The 17847-nt window shown below is 39.1% G+C and carries 16 protein-coding genes; 9 read left to right on the top strand and 7 right to left on the bottom strand.

What is annotated here, in order from left to right; genetic code table 11:
- Positions 1–19: 19 nt before the first annotated feature.
- The 3 genes from cysT to RCG22_RS12065 all read left to right on the top strand — a co-directional run bounded on the left by cysT (position 20) and on the right by RCG22_RS12065 (position 3097).
- A complete protein-coding gene (gene cysT / locus RCG22_RS12075; RefSeq protein ID WP_308107003.1) occupies positions 20–853 on the top strand; it encodes a sulfate ABC transporter permease subunit CysT in 834 nt (277 codons plus the stop codon).
- 284 nt (positions 854–1137) lie between these two features.
- Positions 1138–2025, top strand: coding sequence for a sulfate ABC transporter permease subunit CysW (cysW, locus tag RCG22_RS12070; RefSeq protein WP_308107002.1), 888 nt, complete (start codon positions 1138–1140; stop codon positions 2023–2025).
- 1 nt (position 2026) lies between these two features.
- Positions 2027–3097 carry a sulfate/molybdate ABC transporter ATP-binding protein gene (locus tag RCG22_RS12065; RefSeq protein WP_308107001.1) on the top strand — a complete coding sequence of 357 codons (1071 nt, stop codon included), beginning with the start codon at positions 2027–2029 and terminating at the stop codon, positions 3095–3097.
- Between the two features lie 111 nt (positions 3098–3208).
- Here RCG22_RS12065 and gnd read toward each other — a convergent pair whose 3' ends face one another.
- The 4 genes from gnd to RCG22_RS12045 form a co-directional block, all read right to left on the bottom strand.
- Positions 3209–4612: a decarboxylating NADP(+)-dependent phosphogluconate dehydrogenase gene (gene gnd, locus RCG22_RS12060; RefSeq protein ID WP_308107000.1), complete on the bottom strand. Its 1404-nt coding sequence runs from the start codon at positions 4610–4612 to the stop codon at positions 3209–3211.
- A gap of 153 nt (positions 4613–4765) precedes the next feature.
- The gene (locus tag RCG22_RS12055; protein ID WP_308106999.1) at positions 4766–6112 is read right to left on the bottom strand and encodes a GntP family permease; all 1347 of its coding nucleotides are present in this window, start codon (positions 6110–6112) and stop codon (positions 4766–4768) included.
- A 19-nt stretch (positions 6113–6131) separates the two neighbouring features.
- Positions 6132–7676: a gluconokinase gene (gene gntK, locus RCG22_RS12050; protein WP_308106998.1), complete on the bottom strand. Its 1545-nt coding sequence runs from the start codon at positions 7674–7676 to the stop codon at positions 6132–6134.
- A gap of 1 nt (position 7677) precedes the next feature.
- Positions 7678–8406 carry a GntR family transcriptional regulator gene (locus RCG22_RS12045; protein ID WP_308106997.1) on the bottom strand — a complete coding sequence of 243 codons (729 nt, stop codon included), beginning with the start codon at positions 8404–8406 and terminating at the stop codon, positions 7678–7680.
- A gap of 251 nt (positions 8407–8657) precedes the next feature.
- Between RCG22_RS12045 and RCG22_RS12040 the strand changes: the two genes are divergently transcribed.
- Positions 8658–9371 carry an MOSC domain-containing protein gene (locus RCG22_RS12040; RefSeq protein ID WP_308106996.1) on the top strand — a complete coding sequence of 238 codons (714 nt, stop codon included), beginning with the start codon at positions 8658–8660 and terminating at the stop codon, positions 9369–9371.
- A gap of 4 nt (positions 9372–9375) precedes the next feature.
- On the opposite strand, the gene RCG22_RS12035 is transcribed toward RCG22_RS12040, so the two are convergent.
- Entirely contained in the window at positions 9376–9717 is a 342-nt protein-coding gene (locus tag RCG22_RS12035; RefSeq protein WP_308106995.1) for a DUF3889 domain-containing protein, read from the bottom strand.
- Between the two features lie 102 nt (positions 9718–9819).
- On the opposite strand from RCG22_RS12035, the gene RCG22_RS12030 reads away from it, so the two are divergent.
- Complete coding sequence (locus RCG22_RS12030) at positions 9820–10329, top strand: GNAT family N-acetyltransferase (protein WP_308106994.1); 510 nt, start codon at positions 9820–9822, stop codon at positions 10327–10329.
- A gap of 191 nt (positions 10330–10520) precedes the next feature.
- Positions 10521–11942 (top strand): tetratricopeptide repeat protein, encoded by a 1422-nt coding sequence (locus RCG22_RS12025; protein WP_308106993.1) that lies wholly within the window; start codon positions 10521–10523, stop codon positions 11940–11942.
- 81 nt (positions 11943–12023) lie between these two features.
- Here RCG22_RS12025 and RCG22_RS12020 read toward each other — a convergent pair whose 3' ends face one another.
- Positions 12024–12251, bottom strand: a complete 228-nt coding sequence (locus tag RCG22_RS12020; RefSeq protein ID WP_308106992.1) for a hypothetical protein — start codon at positions 12249–12251, stop codon at positions 12024–12026.
- Between the two features lie 127 nt (positions 12252–12378).
- Here RCG22_RS12020 and RCG22_RS12015 point away from each other — a divergent pair, with 127 nt between their 5' ends.
- Both RCG22_RS12015 and RCG22_RS12010 read left to right on the top strand, forming a co-directional pair.
- On the top strand, positions 12379–12867 hold the full coding sequence (locus RCG22_RS12015) for a DUF2269 family protein (protein WP_308106991.1): 489 nt from the start codon (positions 12379–12381) through the stop codon (positions 12865–12867).
- A 650-nt stretch (positions 12868–13517) separates the two neighbouring features.
- Entirely contained in the window at positions 13518–14762 is a 1245-nt protein-coding gene (locus RCG22_RS12010; protein WP_308106990.1) for an MFS transporter, read from the top strand.
- A 46-nt stretch (positions 14763–14808) separates the two neighbouring features.
- Here RCG22_RS12010 and RCG22_RS12005 read toward each other — a convergent pair whose 3' ends face one another.
- Positions 14809–16323 carry an ATP-binding protein gene (locus RCG22_RS12005; RefSeq protein WP_308106989.1) on the bottom strand — a complete coding sequence of 505 codons (1515 nt, stop codon included), beginning with the start codon at positions 16321–16323 and terminating at the stop codon, positions 14809–14811.
- A 267-nt stretch (positions 16324–16590) separates the two neighbouring features.
- On the opposite strand from RCG22_RS12005, the gene RCG22_RS12000 reads away from it, so the two are divergent.
- Positions 16591–17595 carry a DUF3231 family protein gene (locus RCG22_RS12000; protein ID WP_308106988.1) on the top strand — a complete coding sequence of 335 codons (1005 nt, stop codon included), beginning with the start codon at positions 16591–16593 and terminating at the stop codon, positions 17593–17595.
- The last annotated feature ends 252 nt before the right edge of the window (positions 17596–17847 follow it).

Raw genomic sequence — 17847 nt, 5'->3', positions numbered from 1 at the left:
TCCGGAAGGGGTCAACCTCATGGCTCGTTTAGCAGGTTTGAATATGAAAAGAAATAGTGTGCTGCCGGGCTTCGGTCTTTCGCTAGGGTTTACGATGTTTTATATAAGCCTCCTTGTCATTCTTCCGTTATCGATGATCTTTATTAATTCGGTAACTGTTGAGTGGTCGAAAATCTGGGGGACGATCTCTGACCCAAGGGTGGTTGCCTCCTATAAACTGAGTTTTGGTGCCGCCTTTTTAGCGGGCTCTATTAATGTGACTTTTGGTGTACTCATTGCATGGGTGCTGGTACGTTATCCGTTTCCCGGCAGACGAATTATTGATGGGTTGGTGGATTTGCCGTTTGCCTTACCAACAGCGATTGCCGGGATTGCTTTAACCACTTTGTATACGGAAAATGGCTGGATTGGGCAGTTTTTAAGCTTTAAGGTGGCGTTTACTCCGCTTGGGATTACACTAGCCTTAACATTTATCGGTCTGCCTTTTGTAGTCCGGACCGTGCAGCCCGTTTTGCAAAGCTTGGAAAAAGAAATGGAAGAAGCTTCTGCTAGCTTGGGGGCGAACCGTTTACAAACATTTATAAGAGTTATTTTTCCTGAATTATTACCGGCTGCACTTACTGGTTTCGCCCTTGCATTTGCTCGTGCGCTTGGGGAATATGGGTCGGTGGTCTTTATTGCCGGAAATATGCCGATGAAGACGGAAATTACCCCGCTGTTAATCATGACTAAGTTAGAACAATATGATTATGCGGGGGCGACCGCCATTGCCGCAGTCATGCTGATTTTTTCCTTCACGATCCTGCTTTTTATTAACCTCTTGCAATGGTGGACAAATCGGAAATTTATTTAGTTTTTAGTAGATTAAGAGGCCGTTTCGCAAACAAATCGAGTAGTTTCGCAAAACAAACTGGTTCAGTTCGCAAACAAATTGGAAAGTTCCTGAAATATTAGTCGATTTAACCCTCCAATGAGCGAATTATAGAGTTCAATGAGCGAATCCCGTGCTCCAATGAGCGAATCCCATGCTCCAATGAGCGAATTCCGCACTCCAATGAGCGAATTAACCCAAGCAACATTTTTTTAGAAAAGATCGAAAAGATAAAGTTCAACTATTTGGTTCAGGAGGAGGTACCTATGGCCGGAAATGTTCCATTGCAATTTACAAATCCACCACTTCAGACGACAGCCAGCAATTCTGAGCCGCGACTCGTGCGCTGGATACTAATCACACTCGCTCTAGCATTTCTAGGTTTGTTTTTGGTGCTACCCTTGGCTGCTATTTTTATAAAAGCGTTTGATAAGGGGAGCGCCGTTTTTCTTGAAGCGATTAGCAATCCAGATGCTTTATCTGCAATCAAGCTAACTTTAATCATTACCCTAATCACTGTGCCACTCAATGCCATTTTTGGTATTGCTGCGGCCTGGGCCGTTACTAAGTTCAATTTTAAAGGAAAAAGTCTGTTGATTACGATTATTGATCTTCCGTTTGCGATCTCGCCGGTTATCGCGGGATTGGTATTTGTCCTATTATTTAGTGCACATGGATTATTTGGAGAATGGTTAATCGAACAGAATATAAAAATTATTTTCGCGGTACCCGGGATCGCACTGGCGACCCTTTTGGTGACGCTGCCCTTTGTTGCCCGGGAACTAATCCCGTTAATGCAGACCCAGGGGACGGCTGATGAGGAAGCATCCTTGACGTTAGGGGCGAGCGGTTGGAAGACCTTCCTTTTGGTGACCTTGCCGAATATTAAATGGGGATTATTATATGGAATTATTCTCTGTAGTGCTCGAGCGATTGGGGAGTTTGGAGCCGTTTCGGTTGTGTCGGGACATATCCGGGGTATGACCAATACAATGCCGCTCCATATTGAAATTTTATACAATGAATATCAATTCTCCGCAGCCTTTGCGGTTGCTTCCTTAATGTCATTATTCGCTATCATCACTTTGGTTGTTAAAAATATCATTGAATGGAAAGCCAAAAAGTCATTTGAACCTGAAGAAGGAGCACACTAAAATGAGCATTCAAATTCAAAATATCTCAAAATCATTTGGAAACTTCCAGGCCCTTGATGATATTCATTTCGAAATTCAAACAGGGGAGCTCATCGCGCTGCTTGGTCCGTCCGGTTCCGGGAAAACATCGCTGCTAAGAATCATCGCAGGCTTAGAAAAGGCTAATCAGGGAGCCATTCTGTTTGGGAAAGAAGATATCACACATATCAGCACAAAGGAACGGAAAGTAGGATTTGTGTTTCAGCATTATGCGTTGTTCCGTCATATGACTGTTTTTGAAAATGTAGCGTATGGATTAAAAGTCCGACCAAGAAAAACGCGTCCTTCCAAAAATGAAATAAAAGAAAAGGTCATGGAATTACTGAATCTAGTAAAACTAGAGTCCTTTGCTGATCGATACCCATCCCATTTGTCCGGGGGGCAGCGGCAGCGCGTGGCATTAGCAAGAGCACTAGCAGTTGAGCCAAAGGTTCTCTTGTTAGATGAACCGTTTGGTGCATTAGATGCCAAAGTTCGGAAAGATCTTCGCCGATGGCTAAGAAAGCTCCATGATGATTATGAGATTACAAGTATTTTTGTGACACACGACCAGGAGGAGGCGCTCGATGTTGCCGACCGAGTGGTTGTGATGAATGAAGGAAAGATTGAGCAAATCGGTACCCCGGAGGAAGTCTATGAAAACCCAAATAGTCCGTTTGTTTATCACTTTTTAGGAAATGTTAATTTGTTTAAGGGGCGCCTTCATGGCGGGAAATTACGTCAGGGTGATTTTGTAGTCGATGCTCCTGAATACTTGGGTGCAGATAATAAGGAGGCGGTAGGTTACGTTCGGCCGCATGATATAAACATCGAAAGAAAAAGGAGCGTAGATTCCGTATCTGCAAAAATTAACTATATTCATTTAGTTGGAGCCGCCGTACAGCTCGAACTGATTCGCAGAGACAATAACGAGTATCTGGAAGTAGAATTAACCAAAGAACAATATCGAAACCTTAAACTAAAAACAGGCGAAGAAGTGTTTGTAAAACCTAAACAACTAAAGGTTTTTATTCCCGAGGATTACTCAATTTAAAAGCAAATGGTGCCTGACACCATTGGAAACCACACTTAAAAGACGAGCTTGATTTCAAGCTCGTCTTTCCTATTCTATTATTTAAACAATAGTAGATGGAACCCTTAATCTTCAGTTCCAGTCTGTGTGAAAGATGCCTTCCATATCGTTGCGTTCATACGTATGAGCACCGAAATAATCACGTTGTGCTTGCAGGAGACTGGCATTAGAATTCCCCTTCCGATAACTGTCGAAATAGGATAGGGAGGTACTTAAACATGGAAAGGCAATCCCGGAGTTTATTCCCTCGCCTATTACTTTTCTCAGTCCCATTTGATAGTCTTTAATTTTTTTAGCAAAGAATGGAGCGATTAATAAATTCTTCAGATTTGCTTGTGTTTGATAGGCCTCACTTATGACGTTTAAAAACTCGGCACGAATGATGCAGCCGCCGCGGAATATAAGTGCAATTTCTTCTAAAGGCAAGTTCCAGTTATAGAGGTCTGAAGTCGATTTATATTGTGAAAAGCCTTGAGCGTAGGCGCAAACTTTGCCCATATACAATGCCTGTCTAATGTACTCTATCCACAGATCCTTATCTAAAACCTGCTGATCAACAACTGGACCTGTTAATATTTCTTCAGCAAGAACTCGTTCCTCTTTTAAAGAGGATTCATAACGAGCGAACACAGACTCGGTAATGATGGATAAAGGGACACCGTTATCAATGGCTTGAATGCTTGTCCATTTTCCCGTCCCTTTATTCCCTGCTTTATCAAGGATTACATCAATCAGTGGCAAACCTGTCTTTTCATCCCTTTTCTTTAGAATATCCGCCGTAATTTCAATTAAATAACTTTTCAACTCACCCTGATTCCATGTTTCAAAGATATCGGCAATTTCACTAACTGATAACTGTAACCTTTCCCTTAAAAATGTATAGGCTTCGGCAATCAACTGCATATCGGCATACTCAATCCCGTTATGGACCATTTTCACAAAATGTCCTGCTCCCTTTGGACCAATATACGTACAACAAGGGGTTTCATCCACTTGGGCAGCTATTTTTGTGAGAATCGGCGCTACCTTATCATAAGCTTCTCTATCTCCTCCAGGCATGATCGAAGGACCATGTAAAGCGCCGACTTCACCACCGGAAATACCAATTCCTAAATAATCAATTCCTTTAGACTTCAGATTATCATATCGTCGGGCCGTATCTTCGTAATGGGAGTTCCCGCCGTCCATAATAATATCTCCCCGCTCAAGAAAGGGAACTAATGAACCAATCACTGAATCAATCGCTGCGCCTGCTGTCACCATCAGGAAGATCTTTCTAGGGGTTTCTAAGGATTGAACAAAACTTTGAACTTCATAATAGGGGTCAATCGATTGATTTTCAATTCTTTGTAAAAGTATATCTGTTAAATCTCTCGTGTAATTATAGACAGCTACCTTTTCACCTTTGTTTGCCATATTTAAGGCAATGTTGCTGCCCATTACACCTAAACCAATAACTCCAATTGTATTGTCCATTGAACTTTCTTCTCCTTTTAAAAAAAATGAAAGGGCAGTAAATCCACCGCTTTTCATACTTAATAGATTCTAAGTAAAAGAAGGGGGATACTGCCTTAACCTAACTGCCGACTGTGGAGGATAAATCCTATCTCCCACTGCCGGTTATTAACCTTAAACGAATAAACTTAGTATTAAAATAAATCCTAATCCACAAACGGAGATAATTGTCTCAAGTAATGTCCAAGTTGCGAATGTTTCTTTCATGCTTAAACCAAAATACTCTTTAAACATCCAGAAACCGGCATCGTTAACATGGGAAGCAATTAAACTACCCGCTCCGGTCGCAAGGACGACTAAGGCAAGGTTCACGTCTGATTGGCCTAACATTGGGATCACTAAACCGGCAGTGGTTAACGCGGCAACCGTTGCAGATCCTAAGGCAATACGTAAAATGGCTGCAATGGACCATGCCAGAATAATTGGTGATAATGAAGTTCCTTTGAATAACTCGGCTACGTAGTCACCTACACCGCCATTAATTAATACTTGTTTGAAGGCACCGCCGCCTCCAATGATTAAGAGCATCATACCAATATGCAAAATTGCTGTTGAACAAGAATCCATTACTTCTTTGATTGGAATTTTTCTTGCCAAGCCCATCGTATAGATAGCGACTAATAAAGAAATCAACATCGCTGTAGAGGCCCCGCCAATAAAACGGATAAGAGCGAGTACGGAATTATCTTCAAAGCCCATTGTTTTTTGAAGCAATGTAATAATGGTAGCAATTGACATTAAAATAACGGGAAGCATGGCTGTAAATACGCTGATACCAAAACCTGGTGTGTCTTCTAGTTTAAATGTTTTTTGTTCGCCGAGAGAGGCAATACTACCGGTTTTAGTGAATGAAGCAGGGACTAATTTTTTTGCAAGCTTTGTAAAAACAGGACCGGCGATAATGGCAGTTGGAATCGAAATAATTATTCCATAAAGTAGTACTTCACCAAGATTGGCACCATATTCACCAGCGATAACTGTTGGTCCCGGGTGTGGTGGTAAGAAACCGTGTGTTACCGATAATGCGGTAGCCATTGGAATACCTAAATATAAAATAGAAACTTTTAATTGTTTTGAAATAGCAAATACGATTGGAATCAATAACACTAGTCCTACTTCAAAGAATAAAGCAATACCAATGATGAACGAAGATACAACGACAGCCCATTGAATATTCTTTTCGCCAAATTTGTCGACGAGGGTCATGGCAATTCGTTGTGCGCCCCCGGAATCTGCGATTAACTTACCTAGCATCGCACCTAATCCGAAGATTAAGGCTAAATGACCAAGTGTTCCGCCTAATCCAGCTTCAATGGTTGTGACAATATCATCTAGTTTCATTCCAAGTGCTAATGCAACTCCGAATGAGACAATGATGAGTGAGACAAACGTATTTAATTTAAAACCCATGATTAAGATGAGTAAAGCTACAATTCCTATTGCGACGATAACTAATGGCATTTTTATTTCCTCCGAATGTTTATCTAGTTTTATTTATTAAGCCTCGTTGATAATTGGCTATTCTTGTATAATCTTCTTCTAATACTCTCGATAAGCTAATAAAGATCGGCAATAATTTTCTGTATTCTTTTGTTGCTTCCTCTTTCGGTGTGTGTTTGTAGGTGCTGCCAATCATATCGGAAACGATTTCAAAAGAATCGATTTTTCCTAATGAATAGAGACCTAAAATACAAGCGCCTAGGCATGAACTTTCGTAGCTTTCAGGAACAACTACTTCAGATGCGAAGATATCGGACATCATTTGCCGCCAAACATCTGATCTTGCGAAGCCTCCGGTTGCTTGAATGCGGGTCACAGGACCATCCATGCATTCGGTTAACGCTAAAAATACGGTGTATAAATTATAAATAACTCCTTCTAAGGCTGCGCGAATCATATGTTCTTTCTTATGTGACATCGTTAAACCAAAGAATGAGCCACGGACATCCGGATTCCATAATGGCGCGCGTTCACCTGCGAGATATGGATGGAATAACAATCCGTCTGCACCAGGTCTCACACGTTTAGCAATCTTGGTTAATACATCGTAAGGATCAATTCCAAGTCTTTTCGCCGTTTCCACTTCAGATGATGCAAGTTCATCACGAATCCAACGAAGGACCATTCCGCCATTGTTGACCGGTCCGCCAATGACCCAATGCTTTTCCGTTAAGGCATAGCAAAAGATTCTTCCTTTTTCGTCTGTCTGCGGTTTGTCAATAATAGTTCGAATTGCACCGCTTGTGCCAATAGTGACAGCGATCTCACCTTTACTAATTGCATTAACCCCTAGATTAGAAAGCACTCCATCACTTGCTCCAATGACAAATGGGGTTTGTGGATCAATCCCAATCTGTTTGGCTAAATTTGGATTACAGTTGCTAAATATCTTAGTTGTTGGTACTAGATCAGATAATTGAGCAGGTGTTACACCAGCTATTTTTAATGCTTCTTCATCCCAATCCAGTGTTTTGAGATTCATCATACCCATACATGAAGCGAGTGAATGATCGACAACATATTGATCAAAGAACTTTTTAAAGATATATTCTTTGATACCGATATATTTTTTCGTTTTAACTGCGACTTCAGGACGGTCATTCACAATCCAGGTAATTTTGCTTAATGGTGACATGGGGTGAATGGGTGTGCCTGTTCGTTTATAAACTTCATGGCCATTCAACTCATCTTTTATTTTATGTGCCCATGCTTCACTGCGATTATCAGCCCAGGTGATACAAGGTGTCAGCGGCTGGTCATTTACATCCATGGCAATGACACTATGCATAGCACTGCTAAATGAAATAAAAGCTGGTTTTTTATCAGAATGATGTTTTGTGATATTCGTAATCGCTTGCAATACTGCTTGAAAAATCTCTTCTGGATTTTGTTCCGCTGTGGACATATCCGGTGTGTGAAGAGGGTAATCAATATTCTCAGTTTGGATAACTTCACCTTTTTCAGTAAATAATACTGCTTTGGTGCTTGTCGTACCGATGTCTATACCTAACATGTAGCTAGTCATTTTATTCCACTGCTCCTTTAGATAGGATTTGTTGAGATCTCCAAAGGTCTTCTACTTTTTCTTGAACTTGAACATCATCAAAGTTTAAATGTAGAGATTCAATCATGAGGGCTCTATCTTTTGATTCTATCGCTTCAATATAAATTTCATGATTTTTAATAATCCTTGTAAAGTCCTCATACTCTTCTTCTATGCGCATACGCATCGATAAAAGGATTAAGCATTCCATAACAGGCTTTATATTATCCCAAATTATCAGGATGTAGGAATGATTAATGGAACCGATAATCGTTTCATGGAATAAAACGTCCTGAAGGGCAAATTCGTCAGCATCACGATATTTTATCGCAATTTTCATCATCTCTAGTATTTTACTAAGTTCCCTTGAGAGTTGATCTGTTTCCATTCTTACAAGGCGTTCAAACACAAACGTTTCGATTAGCAGACGAACATCATATAGCTCTTGTATTTCCTTTTCTGTTAAACCAACGACAACTGCACCCATTCTTTCTAATCGAATAATTTTTTCGGATGCTAGTACTTTTAAAGCTTCACGAATCGGTGACCTGCTTACAGCAAAATCGGCAGCTAATTTATTTTCAGATAAGATGGCACCGCTTTCAACTGCCCCTGAAATAATCCGCATTCTAAGTTCGCATGCAATACGCTCACCCGCTCCAGCCTTTGAAAGCATTTTTGCAGGAAATAGAAATCCTCTTGATTCGGACATAAACTCACCTCTTTGTAAATCAAGTATACTTGTATACAAGTATTATAGGATATATTTTAAAAAATGCAAGCGCTATTTTAATATCCCATCTCAGACCGGGAAGGTGTATTAATTATTCTTAACGAATTTAATAAAAATAGTCTGATATAGATCTATTAAATATAGGTATTATGAAGAAGAGTCAACATTGCTGATGCATGAATGAAAACATATGATGTAAATATTGGGATTTTTTTCAGGAGGAAATGATAATGAGTATTTTTCTAAAGCAAGTTTTTATAGGTTTGCCGAAAACGGTTGGTAATAAAGGGGCAACAATTCCGATGGAGCGAGAATGGACAAGTGCTATTTTTAAAAAGCCGGTACAAGGTTCTGTTTGGATGGGAAAAACGGGTTTAGCAGGTGATGGACAATGGGATTTGGAACATCATGGCGGACCGGAAAAAGCTGTTTTTGCCTACGGATTTGAAAATTATTCCTACTGGCAAAAGGAACTAGGAATAACTGAACTCACATCCGGCGCTATGGGTGAAAATCTCGTCATGGATCCCATTACCGAGGATACGATTTCTATTGGTGACACCTTCCAGATCGGCGGCGCGGTCATCCAAGTTTCGCAGCCAAGGCAGCCATGCTGGAAACCGGCACGCCGTTTTAAAGTAAAAAACTTGGCGCTTTTATTACAAACTACCGGCAGGACCGGCTGGTACTTTCGAGTGTTACAAGAGGGGGTTGTTGAGGAAGGGCAGACCTTTACATTGGTTGACCGGCCATCTCCTCAGTGGACAATCCAAAAGTGCAATCAAGTAATTCATGCTAAGCCACAGGACTTTGACGAAATACACGAGCTTTCCCAGTGTGAATTCCTTGCACCGGGCATGAGAGCGACGTTAGCAAAAAGGGTAGAGCTGAAGGAAACCCCGAATATCCGAAGTCGTGTATTTGGACCAAATGAATTGGAATAGTGAATTACCTTGCTGTCTCCTCAAAGGTGACCTTGACGACTTTTTCCGTCTCATTGTTAAATTCAATATTGATGAAAACACCGAATTCCTTATTGTTTTCTTTTAACCAAAGCTTGAACTTTTCGGTAGAGGTTTGGGGCCCGCTCGTTCTTCCAATATGGAGATAATCAATGATTTTAGCATGTGGATATTTTTCATGTGTTTTCTTTAATGCTAAGGTACCCCACTTGGCATAGGGGGGAATCGGTTTATGTTGTGCATTGGCTGTATGAATAGAAGTGAGTGGATGTACACTTACAGAGAAAAAAAGTAAGGCTATATAAAAACCAATCATGACCTTTTTCACGTAATTACCCTCTTTGTTTTTGCTTTTATCATTTCATTTCAAGCAATAACTTATGTAGGTAATCTTCCATCTATCGTAGAATTAATGAAAGAGGAGGGGATTATGATGGAAATTAAATTACTAGAAGTTTCCGATGCAGAGCGTTATTGGAAGTTAAGACTAGAAGCACTTAAACAGAATCCAGAGGCATTTTTAACAAGTTATCAGGATGCCATAAAAAGAGAAAATCCCATTGAAATGGTTGCTCGAAATTTTACCACAGAGAGAAACTTTACGTTTGGTGCGTTTGATCATGATGAATTAATCGGAGTTGTCACCCTTCTGCAAGAAAGTGCCGAGAAAGTACGGCATCGTGCCAATATTTTTGCGATGTATGTCACGCCTAAGAAACAGGGACTAGGCGTAGGAAAAGCCTTGATGCTGGAGGCAATTAATAAAGCTAAAACGATTGAGGAGATTGAAAAAATTAATTTATCAGTGATGGCAAGTAATGTTAAGGCAAAAAATCTTTATACAAAATTAGGTTTTAAAGTGTATGGATTTGAGGAAAATGCCTTTAAGGTGAAAGGTGTTTCTTATCATGATGAACATATGGTACTTCATTTGAAATAGGGTAGGGGGGATTCGATCCTTATGTAAAAAAACAGTAAATCAGAAGCAATGTCAACTAGCACCGCAAGATGAAGCGGTGCCTTTTTCTATGCATTTTACAGTACATATTAGGGTGCGAATTTTATGGTATAATGAATTCAAGGAAGTAAATAGTTTTAATATGCTTATATTATGATTGGGGGCAAAAGTGAATGGAAAATAAAGAAATGATGCCAACCAAAATTTCGATAAAAGATAAAAAACATATGCTAAAAGGTGAGGTAATCAGGGTAGCCGTATTTTCACGTAGTAAAGTAATGGAGGTCATAACGGAAGACCACGAAAGCTATTATCTCATTTACTACAAACAATCCCTCATTTTTGGCGGGAAACTTGATCATGTCGAAGAAGGGACATTTATCCATAAAGCTATTCATGAAGGAATTCTAATTGAATCCACGCATCCCATCTTAAGTGCTTTAATCCCCCACGTACACGTAACAATTCCGAATAAAAGTAACCTTTTTTCTCATCTTGAACTTCATTATTCACCCTATGAAATGGTCTTTATACTCACCACACTAGATTCTTTTTTTGAAAAAGAACTACTGATCAAGACGATTGATAAGATTTTCTTCCACTTTAGACGAAACGGAAAGTTTATGAAATCCTTTCAGGTCCTTCAAATGTTAGCTGCTTTCGCACCAGACTGGAAATCAGCACAAGAACGTTTGGTCTCCCAAGAATTTAGTTCATACCACCATTTTTACCATTCCTCCAGTTTACCTGAAATCCAAGCAAAGGATCCCTTTTTTGTGGAGTTACATTGTTTCAAAAATCGCTCGAAAGCAAATGAACGAATAGTTTTAGAAGAAATCTTAAGTAAAGACGACACTGTAGATGGGCTATTGCTTTGGTTAGAAACTTCAGATAAGCTTCAAACGGCTAATAATTCTATTGAAAAATATACTGGTATTGCTTTACGTTTTGTGACGATGGAAGAATGGATGCTCATCCTAGGGAAGGTCAACATCAATCCATTTCAGGCCCTTCCTGATTCAAAATCGATGATCAAAAAAATGCTTCAAACCGGTAAATATGAGCAAGCGGCGTTATGCTTATTGAATTTTATTGATGACCTGCCAGCCTCCTATAATCCCATTCTCCTTACAATATGGGAGCATTCCAACCCGAAATTTGTCCTGGATCATTTTGACGAATTTATTAAATTGCTGCAGCATCTGCCAAACTCAGAAAAAACAAAGCAATTTGAACAAAAGGTGTTTCAATTGGCTGAAATTCTCCTTAAAGAGTTTGACCTTAAAACCGTTTATGAAAAACTTCTTCCGATTACAAAAATAATCCCTAATTTAGAAGTGATTAGAAAGATTAGGGAAATGGTAAAATTATTAGATGATCCTGATCGGATGATGGAATTGGGCGATTACTATGCAGAGTTTAAGCAATTCGACCAGGCCATCGATTGCTTCTTCTGGGAAATGGAAATGCAGCCAGAGAATCCATCACCTGTACGGAAAATTAGTAAAATGTATCAATCTAAAGGGCTGGTAAAAGAGGCTTCCGCCTATCAAAAGATATTTGCACAATTAAAAAGTAACCAAGAAACCCGCTGATACTCCGTATTCCTTCAAAATAAAACAACAGTTAAGGTCATCAGAAGACTTCTGATGACCTTAACTGTTTGTAAGCTACGACTATATTCTATTTTTAACATCTTCTCTGATTTGTTCAATGATATTCTCAGCTAAATTTGCAGGCAGGGATGTGTCATTTTTAAAAACCCAGGCATTAACGAGTTCGAGGTCCTCTTTCTTAAAGGTGATACTATAATCTTGATTTTGGTAGGTAAAATCAGCTGTTACTTCTTCTTGGTCATAGGCATCTTCATCAATGATCATATTAACGATTTCATAAGGTTTCACAGATAAGCTCCTTTGTATCCATCATATATATATAGGGTTAACTTTAAAATGATGTTTATTCATAGAAAAATACAGCCACAAAAACTACTATAATTCCCTTTAATATATTAATTAAGAATATGATAAAATGGAAATTGGAAGGAATGGAGGTTGGCAGCAATTGATTACTTTCTATAAAATCCTTGTAACTCTACATATTTTTTCAGCCATCTTGGGGATGGGACCGGGCTTCATATTAACGACAGTGGTCAAATCCGGTAAAAACATGACTGAATTAAGACATTCATATAGGATTAGACATAAGCTACATATATTTGTAATGGTTGGCGGCACGCTATTATTAATCACAGGGGTGAGTATGGGTATCATCAATCCAAGCCTGTTTCGAATGGGCTGGTATGTAACTAGTCTCGTTCTCTTCTTAGCTGCACTAGCCATTGGACCACTCGTATTATCACCAAGGTCCAAACCAGTGAAAGAACTGCTAGATTCTCAAAAAGGTGAAGAAATCCCCGAAGAATATTGGGAATTATCAAGGGTCCTTTTTCGATTTGAAAACCTTGAAAATGTGATTTTTCTCATCATCATCGCCTTAATGACCTTAAAACCGTTCTAATCTGGTGTTACAAAAAAGGTGTTAGGCACCATCATGGTGCCTGACACCTTTTTGAATTCGTCTATCTATCTGAATATAAATAGGAGAGTACTTTTGGTATTCTTTTTCTAAAGAAACGATAGGAGTGTTCTGCATCCTCGACAAGCTGGAAGTGAAGGTCAGTTATTTTTTCGCTCAATATCTGATAAACACGACCGGTAAGGTCAAGAAAAGTCTGGTTCTGGTTTATATGAGTTTAGAATGTGGAGGATTTACCTAAACTAATAGGGAAGTAAATAAAGAGACAATCTGAAAAACCACTTTGCTAAGATATGCGGTCCAGAGTCCCTGAAGACAGTAGAAAAGATTTTTAAGCTTTAGGTTTAGCTGATTTTCATTGGTATCATCTTACGACAAACTTCGCTATTGATTCTATAAGATGAATCCAGTAGTATGGAAACTACGATAATTGAAAGGGTGACCAAAAAGCCAATGATTCACTAAACCTATTAAAAGAAAAAAATTCGGATAAGCAAACGAACATATTTCTGGATAGGATTAGTGTGGGCTTTTTTAGACAAGGGGGAGAAGAAGGTACTTGGTGTACTGTGCCCGTTTGTTGCTTAAGTACCTCTACCTCCTATCCAGATGATGGATGAGGAGGTTTTTTTATGGATGAAACAAAAACAAACATTACGATGGGGGATTTATTTAGAAATCGAGTCATACGTACCATCCTATTCTCGACGTTATTTTTACAAATCGGTATTTGGGTGCGGAATTACTCGATTTTATTATTTGTGATTGAAAAGACAAATGAAGATCCTGTTGCAGTCTCACTGATTTCTGTGGCAGAATTCGCACCTATCTTTCTCTTTTCCTTTATTGGAGGCACCTTCGCAGATAGGTGGAAGCCGAAGCGGACGATGATTTGGTGTGATTTTCTTAGTGCTGTGTCCATCTTTATTGTCTTGTTAACACTGGTATTTGGGGGCTGGAAGGTGATTTTCTTCGCCACACTGGTGTCATCGATTCTTTCACAGTTTTCACAACCATCCGGAATGAAACTTTTTAAACTTCATGTAAAAGAAGAACTGATCCAGATGGGGATGTCGATGTACCAAACGGTGTTTGCTTTGTTTATGATTTTAGGGCCGATCATCGGTACTTTTGTGTATCAGCATTATGGCATCAGTGCAGCGATAACCATTATGGGGATTGCCTTTTTGCTTTCGGCAGCGATACTATTTATGCTTCCTCCTGACCGTGAATTAGAGGAAGGACCTGTGAAAACAACACTCATGGAGGAAATGAAAGCTGGGTTCCGTTATGTTTGGAACAGCCGGGCTCTCACTTTGCTGGGGGGCTGTTTTGCTGCAGCAGGTCTGGGACTAGGGCTAACCCAGCCACTTTCTGTTTTCCTTATTACGGAAAGACTAGGTTTACCAAAAGAAGATCTTCAATGGTTGATGGCCGCGTTTGGAGCGGGAATGATTTTGGGTGGGGGCCTCACGATGGGCTTAGCTAAGAAGACTCCCCCGCAAATCTTACTTGCGATTGGAATGAGCGCTAGTGCCCTAGGATTTTTTGTGATGGGACTATCAGAACAGTTATGGCTGACATTGACCGCCCAATTTATTAGCGGTTTGTTTATGCCTTGTATCCACATCGGAATTAATACGATGATTTTGAAAAATACCGAAGAAGCTTTTATTGGGCGAGTCAATGGTATATTAAACCCGATGTTTATGGGGACAATGGTCATTACGATGAGCGCAAGCGGATGGCTGAAGAAAACAACTTCCTTAGTAACGATGTACGAATTTTCGGCCCTGCTTTTTATCATTGGTGTCATTATCCTCATTCCTCTTTTCAAGCATTCCGTTAATATGCTGAATAAGAGTGAAGAAGTATAGATTTAAAAGCTGCTCTGTTTATAGAGCAGCTTTTTTACGTTTCGTACTATATTTCCGTAATCACTAATGGCAGTGTAATGATTACCTCAGTTCCCACATTTGGAGTGCTCTTGATTGAAATTTTCCCTCCATAGGAATCGATGATTCGCTTGCAAACCGTTAATCCTAGCCCGGAGCCATCTTTTTTTAACGTAAAGAAGGGTTTAAATGCTTGGTTCAGTTGATCTTTCTGCATGCCAACACCGTTATCAGTCACTGTAATCAAACATTTATCTGATTGATTATCAAGTGAAATAGAAAGTTTCCCACCATACGGCATCGCTTGCAAGGAGTTTTTTGTTAAATTAAGAATGACTTGCTTTAACTGATCTTTGACACAAGAAATAGGCAATTCTTTGGTATGATAATCAACGAATAATTCCACATTCATAAAATTGGCTTCGGAAAGGATAATCGGCTCAATCTCGGTCATTATAGTATTGGCATTATATGTTCTAAGAGTATAGGCTGTCGGTTTTCCGAGAACAAGCAATTCACTAACGATTACATTGATTCGATCAATCTCCTTTTGAATCACTTCAAAATAAGATTGAGCCTTTTTATCATGATATTCCTCACTTAAAAGTTTGATTAAGCCTTTAATCCCAGTTAATGGATTTCGTATCTCATGGGCCGTACTAGCAGCCAAGTTCCCGATTAATTCTAGTTTATGATGTTCAGTTTGTTCATTTTCCCGTTTTACTTTCCTTTTTAAAAGGAAGTACTGGGCCCAGATAAATAGAATATTAGAAATCGTAAGAAAGATGATTACGAATTTTAAAAAGGGTTTCCAAAAAGCGATTGTCTTTTCAGACCTGACTAAGACAGAAATCGTTAAAGGTATTTTGGCTATCTGCATACTGGATTTTATATAACTTTCTTCAGGAACAGATCCTGCTGTTATTAAAATATGTTCATCGCTATCTGTGACGATGACCATCTCATCCTTAACATTGGATTTAATTGCTGCTTCAATTCCATCTATTCGTAAACTGGCTACCAGAACCCCATGTACTTGACGATGGTCGACAATGGGAGTAGCGATGGAAATAATTTGCCTTCCTGTGACCCTGCCATAATGTACATTTGAAAAACTTGTATTCAATGTTTTGATTGCTTGTTGAAAATAGGGTTGGTCACTTACATTGATATTTTTTGAATTTGTATTCGTGCTAAGTAATAAGTCTCCATTTGCATTTGCCCAAAAAAAACCTGAAAGACGAGGATCCTTTCCTGTTGTTTCTTTAAGTAAATTTTCCACATCATTTAGGTTGCTTTTTTGATATTTAATAGAGGTAGCGAGCATTTCTAATCTACCAACCGTTTCGCCTAGTAAATTTTCAATGTTCTTCGTATGAAAGTTGGCATACTCTTGTGCTTTCATTCGATTTTGATCTTCCAAAGATATTACTTGGTGTTCCGCTAAGTCCGTACTGATTGCTATCGTTGGGATCAATGTAAGAAGTAGATATATTAGAAACTTATTCTTCAGGATCGATGAAAGAATGCGAATGACAACCAAGTTGAATCTACTCCTCTAAATGTGTTTATCATTATTCTACTATTTTTTTTGGTGCTGGAATATACCTTTTGTTGTAAAATGCATCCAATTGTTTTAAGATGCTTCATTTTTAAAAAAAATGTTGTGGTATTTTCACATTTGGGGTTATACAAAGGGAAAAAGTTGTATGAATTCTTGATTTTAGATAATAAATATTCTTTTTTGGTGGATTCTAATACTAACTGGAATTTATCATCCGATCTTATATTAAAGAACAGAGGTGATCCGATGGAAGATAAAACAAAAATTCGATTAACGGCCGCCGAAATGTCTGGATTATGGACCCAATATTTGAGTGACACGTTATCGTTGTGTGTGGGACGTTACTTTTTAGAGAAGGTGGAAGATGAGGAAGTACGCCCCATTATTGAATTTACGCTAGATGTGGCCAATGGCAACCTTAAGATTATGCAGGAACTGTTTGAGAAAGAGAATTTTCCTGTCCCAAATGGCTTTACGGAACAAGATGTAAATCCAAAAGCCCCAAAACTATTCTCAGACACTTTTGTTTTAATGTTTTATCGCAATCTGTCTATTCTTGCTATGGCTGCTAGCGGTGCGGCATTAGGATTGGTCACACGACCGGATTTAGTTGCCTTTTTTAAACGTATCTCTAATGCTGCCATCAAGTTGCAGGATTTAACAAGGGATCTTATGTTGAAGCAAGGTACATACGTCAGACCTCCTTACATTTCTATGCCCGACAAGGTTGATTTTGTGAAGCGGGAGCATTTTTTGGCTGGCTTTTTCGGTCATAAGCGGCCGATTACTTCAGTAGAAGTCACGCATTTATTTTTAAATATCCAAACAAATACAATTGGTAAGGCATTAATCACAGGATATGCACAGATTGCGCAGGATAAAGAAGTGAAAGACTATATGGTAAGAGGTATACAAATTGCGCAACAACATGTCGATCTATTTAGTGAGATTTTAAAAAGCGAGGATCTTCCTGCACCAATGATCTGGGATTCAGCCGTTACTGATTCAACCACACCTGTTTTTTCAGATAAATTAATGATGTTTAATGTTTCATCAATGGTTGCCGCAGGGATTGGAAATTACGGGATGGCCATGGCTGCAAGTCCAAGAAGGGATATTGCACTAAAGTATGCGGCGCTGGTTCCGGAAATATCTATGTATGCGGAGACGGGAGCGAAGATTATGATTAAGCATGGGTGGATGGAGAAACCTCCACAAGCAGATGATCGTAATGAAATTATTCAGGGCTAGGAACTCGTTAAAGTTACATAATCAAATCATTTTTTTGTAAGCCGTCATTTTTAAATGATGGTTTTTTCCATTTATCCTAAACTGTAAACAATTAAATTTTCCCAACACCAAAAAGGAACCTGGTGTTGGGATTTTTAATTGTAAAGAATACTTTTCGATTGTGGTTTTTGTTGGTGCCTGACACCATGTCCTCACTTTTTCCCAATTATCCTAATCGCTTCGCCATGTTATGATTATTTAGAAAATTCAAAA

The organism is Neobacillus nitrireducens (assembly GCF_030915405.1).
Taxonomy (GTDB): Bacteria; Bacillota; Bacilli; order Bacillales; family Cytobacillaceae; genus Neobacillus.
This window is presented reverse-complemented; position numbering and strand designations above follow the sequence as displayed.

Bases quoted from the DNA above. Each gene is read 5' to 3' on its own strand.
- cysT (WP_308107003.1), top strand. From the start codon at position 20: ATGGCTCGTTTAGCAGGTTTGAATATGAAAAGAAATAGTGTGCTGCCG.
- cysW (WP_308107002.1), top strand. From the start codon at position 1,138: ATGGCCGGAAATGTTCCATTGCAATTTACAAATCCACCACTTCAGACG.
- RCG22_RS12065 (WP_308107001.1), top strand. From the start codon at position 2,027: ATGAGCATTCAAATTCAAAATATCTCAAAATCATTTGGAAACTTCCAG.
- gnd (WP_308107000.1), bottom strand. From the start codon at position 4,612: ATGGACAATACAATTGGAGTTATTGGTTTAGGTGTAATGGGCAGCAAC.
- RCG22_RS12055 (WP_308106999.1), bottom strand. From the start codon at position 6,112: ATGCCATTAGTTATCGTCGCAATAGGAATTGTAGCTTTACTCATCTTA.
- gntK (WP_308106998.1), bottom strand. From the start codon at position 7,676: ATGACTAGCTACATGTTAGGTATAGACATCGGTACGACAAGCACCAAA.
- RCG22_RS12045 (WP_308106997.1), bottom strand. From the start codon at position 8,406: ATGTCCGAATCAAGAGGATTTCTATTTCCTGCAAAAATGCTTTCAAAG.
- RCG22_RS12040 (WP_308106996.1), top strand. From the start codon at position 8,658: ATGAGTATTTTTCTAAAGCAAGTTTTTATAGGTTTGCCGAAAACGGTT.
- RCG22_RS12030 (WP_308106994.1), top strand. From the start codon at position 9,820: ATGATGGAAATTAAATTACTAGAAGTTTCCGATGCAGAGCGTTATTGG.
- RCG22_RS12025 (WP_308106993.1), top strand. From the start codon at position 10,521: ATGGAAAATAAAGAAATGATGCCAACCAAAATTTCGATAAAAGATAAA.
- RCG22_RS12015 (WP_308106991.1), top strand. From the start codon at position 12,379: ATGGAAATTGGAAGGAATGGAGGTTGGCAGCAATTGATTACTTTCTAT.
- RCG22_RS12010 (WP_308106990.1), top strand. From the start codon at position 13,518: ATGGATGAAACAAAAACAAACATTACGATGGGGGATTTATTTAGAAAT.
- RCG22_RS12000 (WP_308106988.1), top strand. From the start codon at position 16,591: ATGGAAGATAAAACAAAAATTCGATTAACGGCCGCCGAAATGTCTGGA.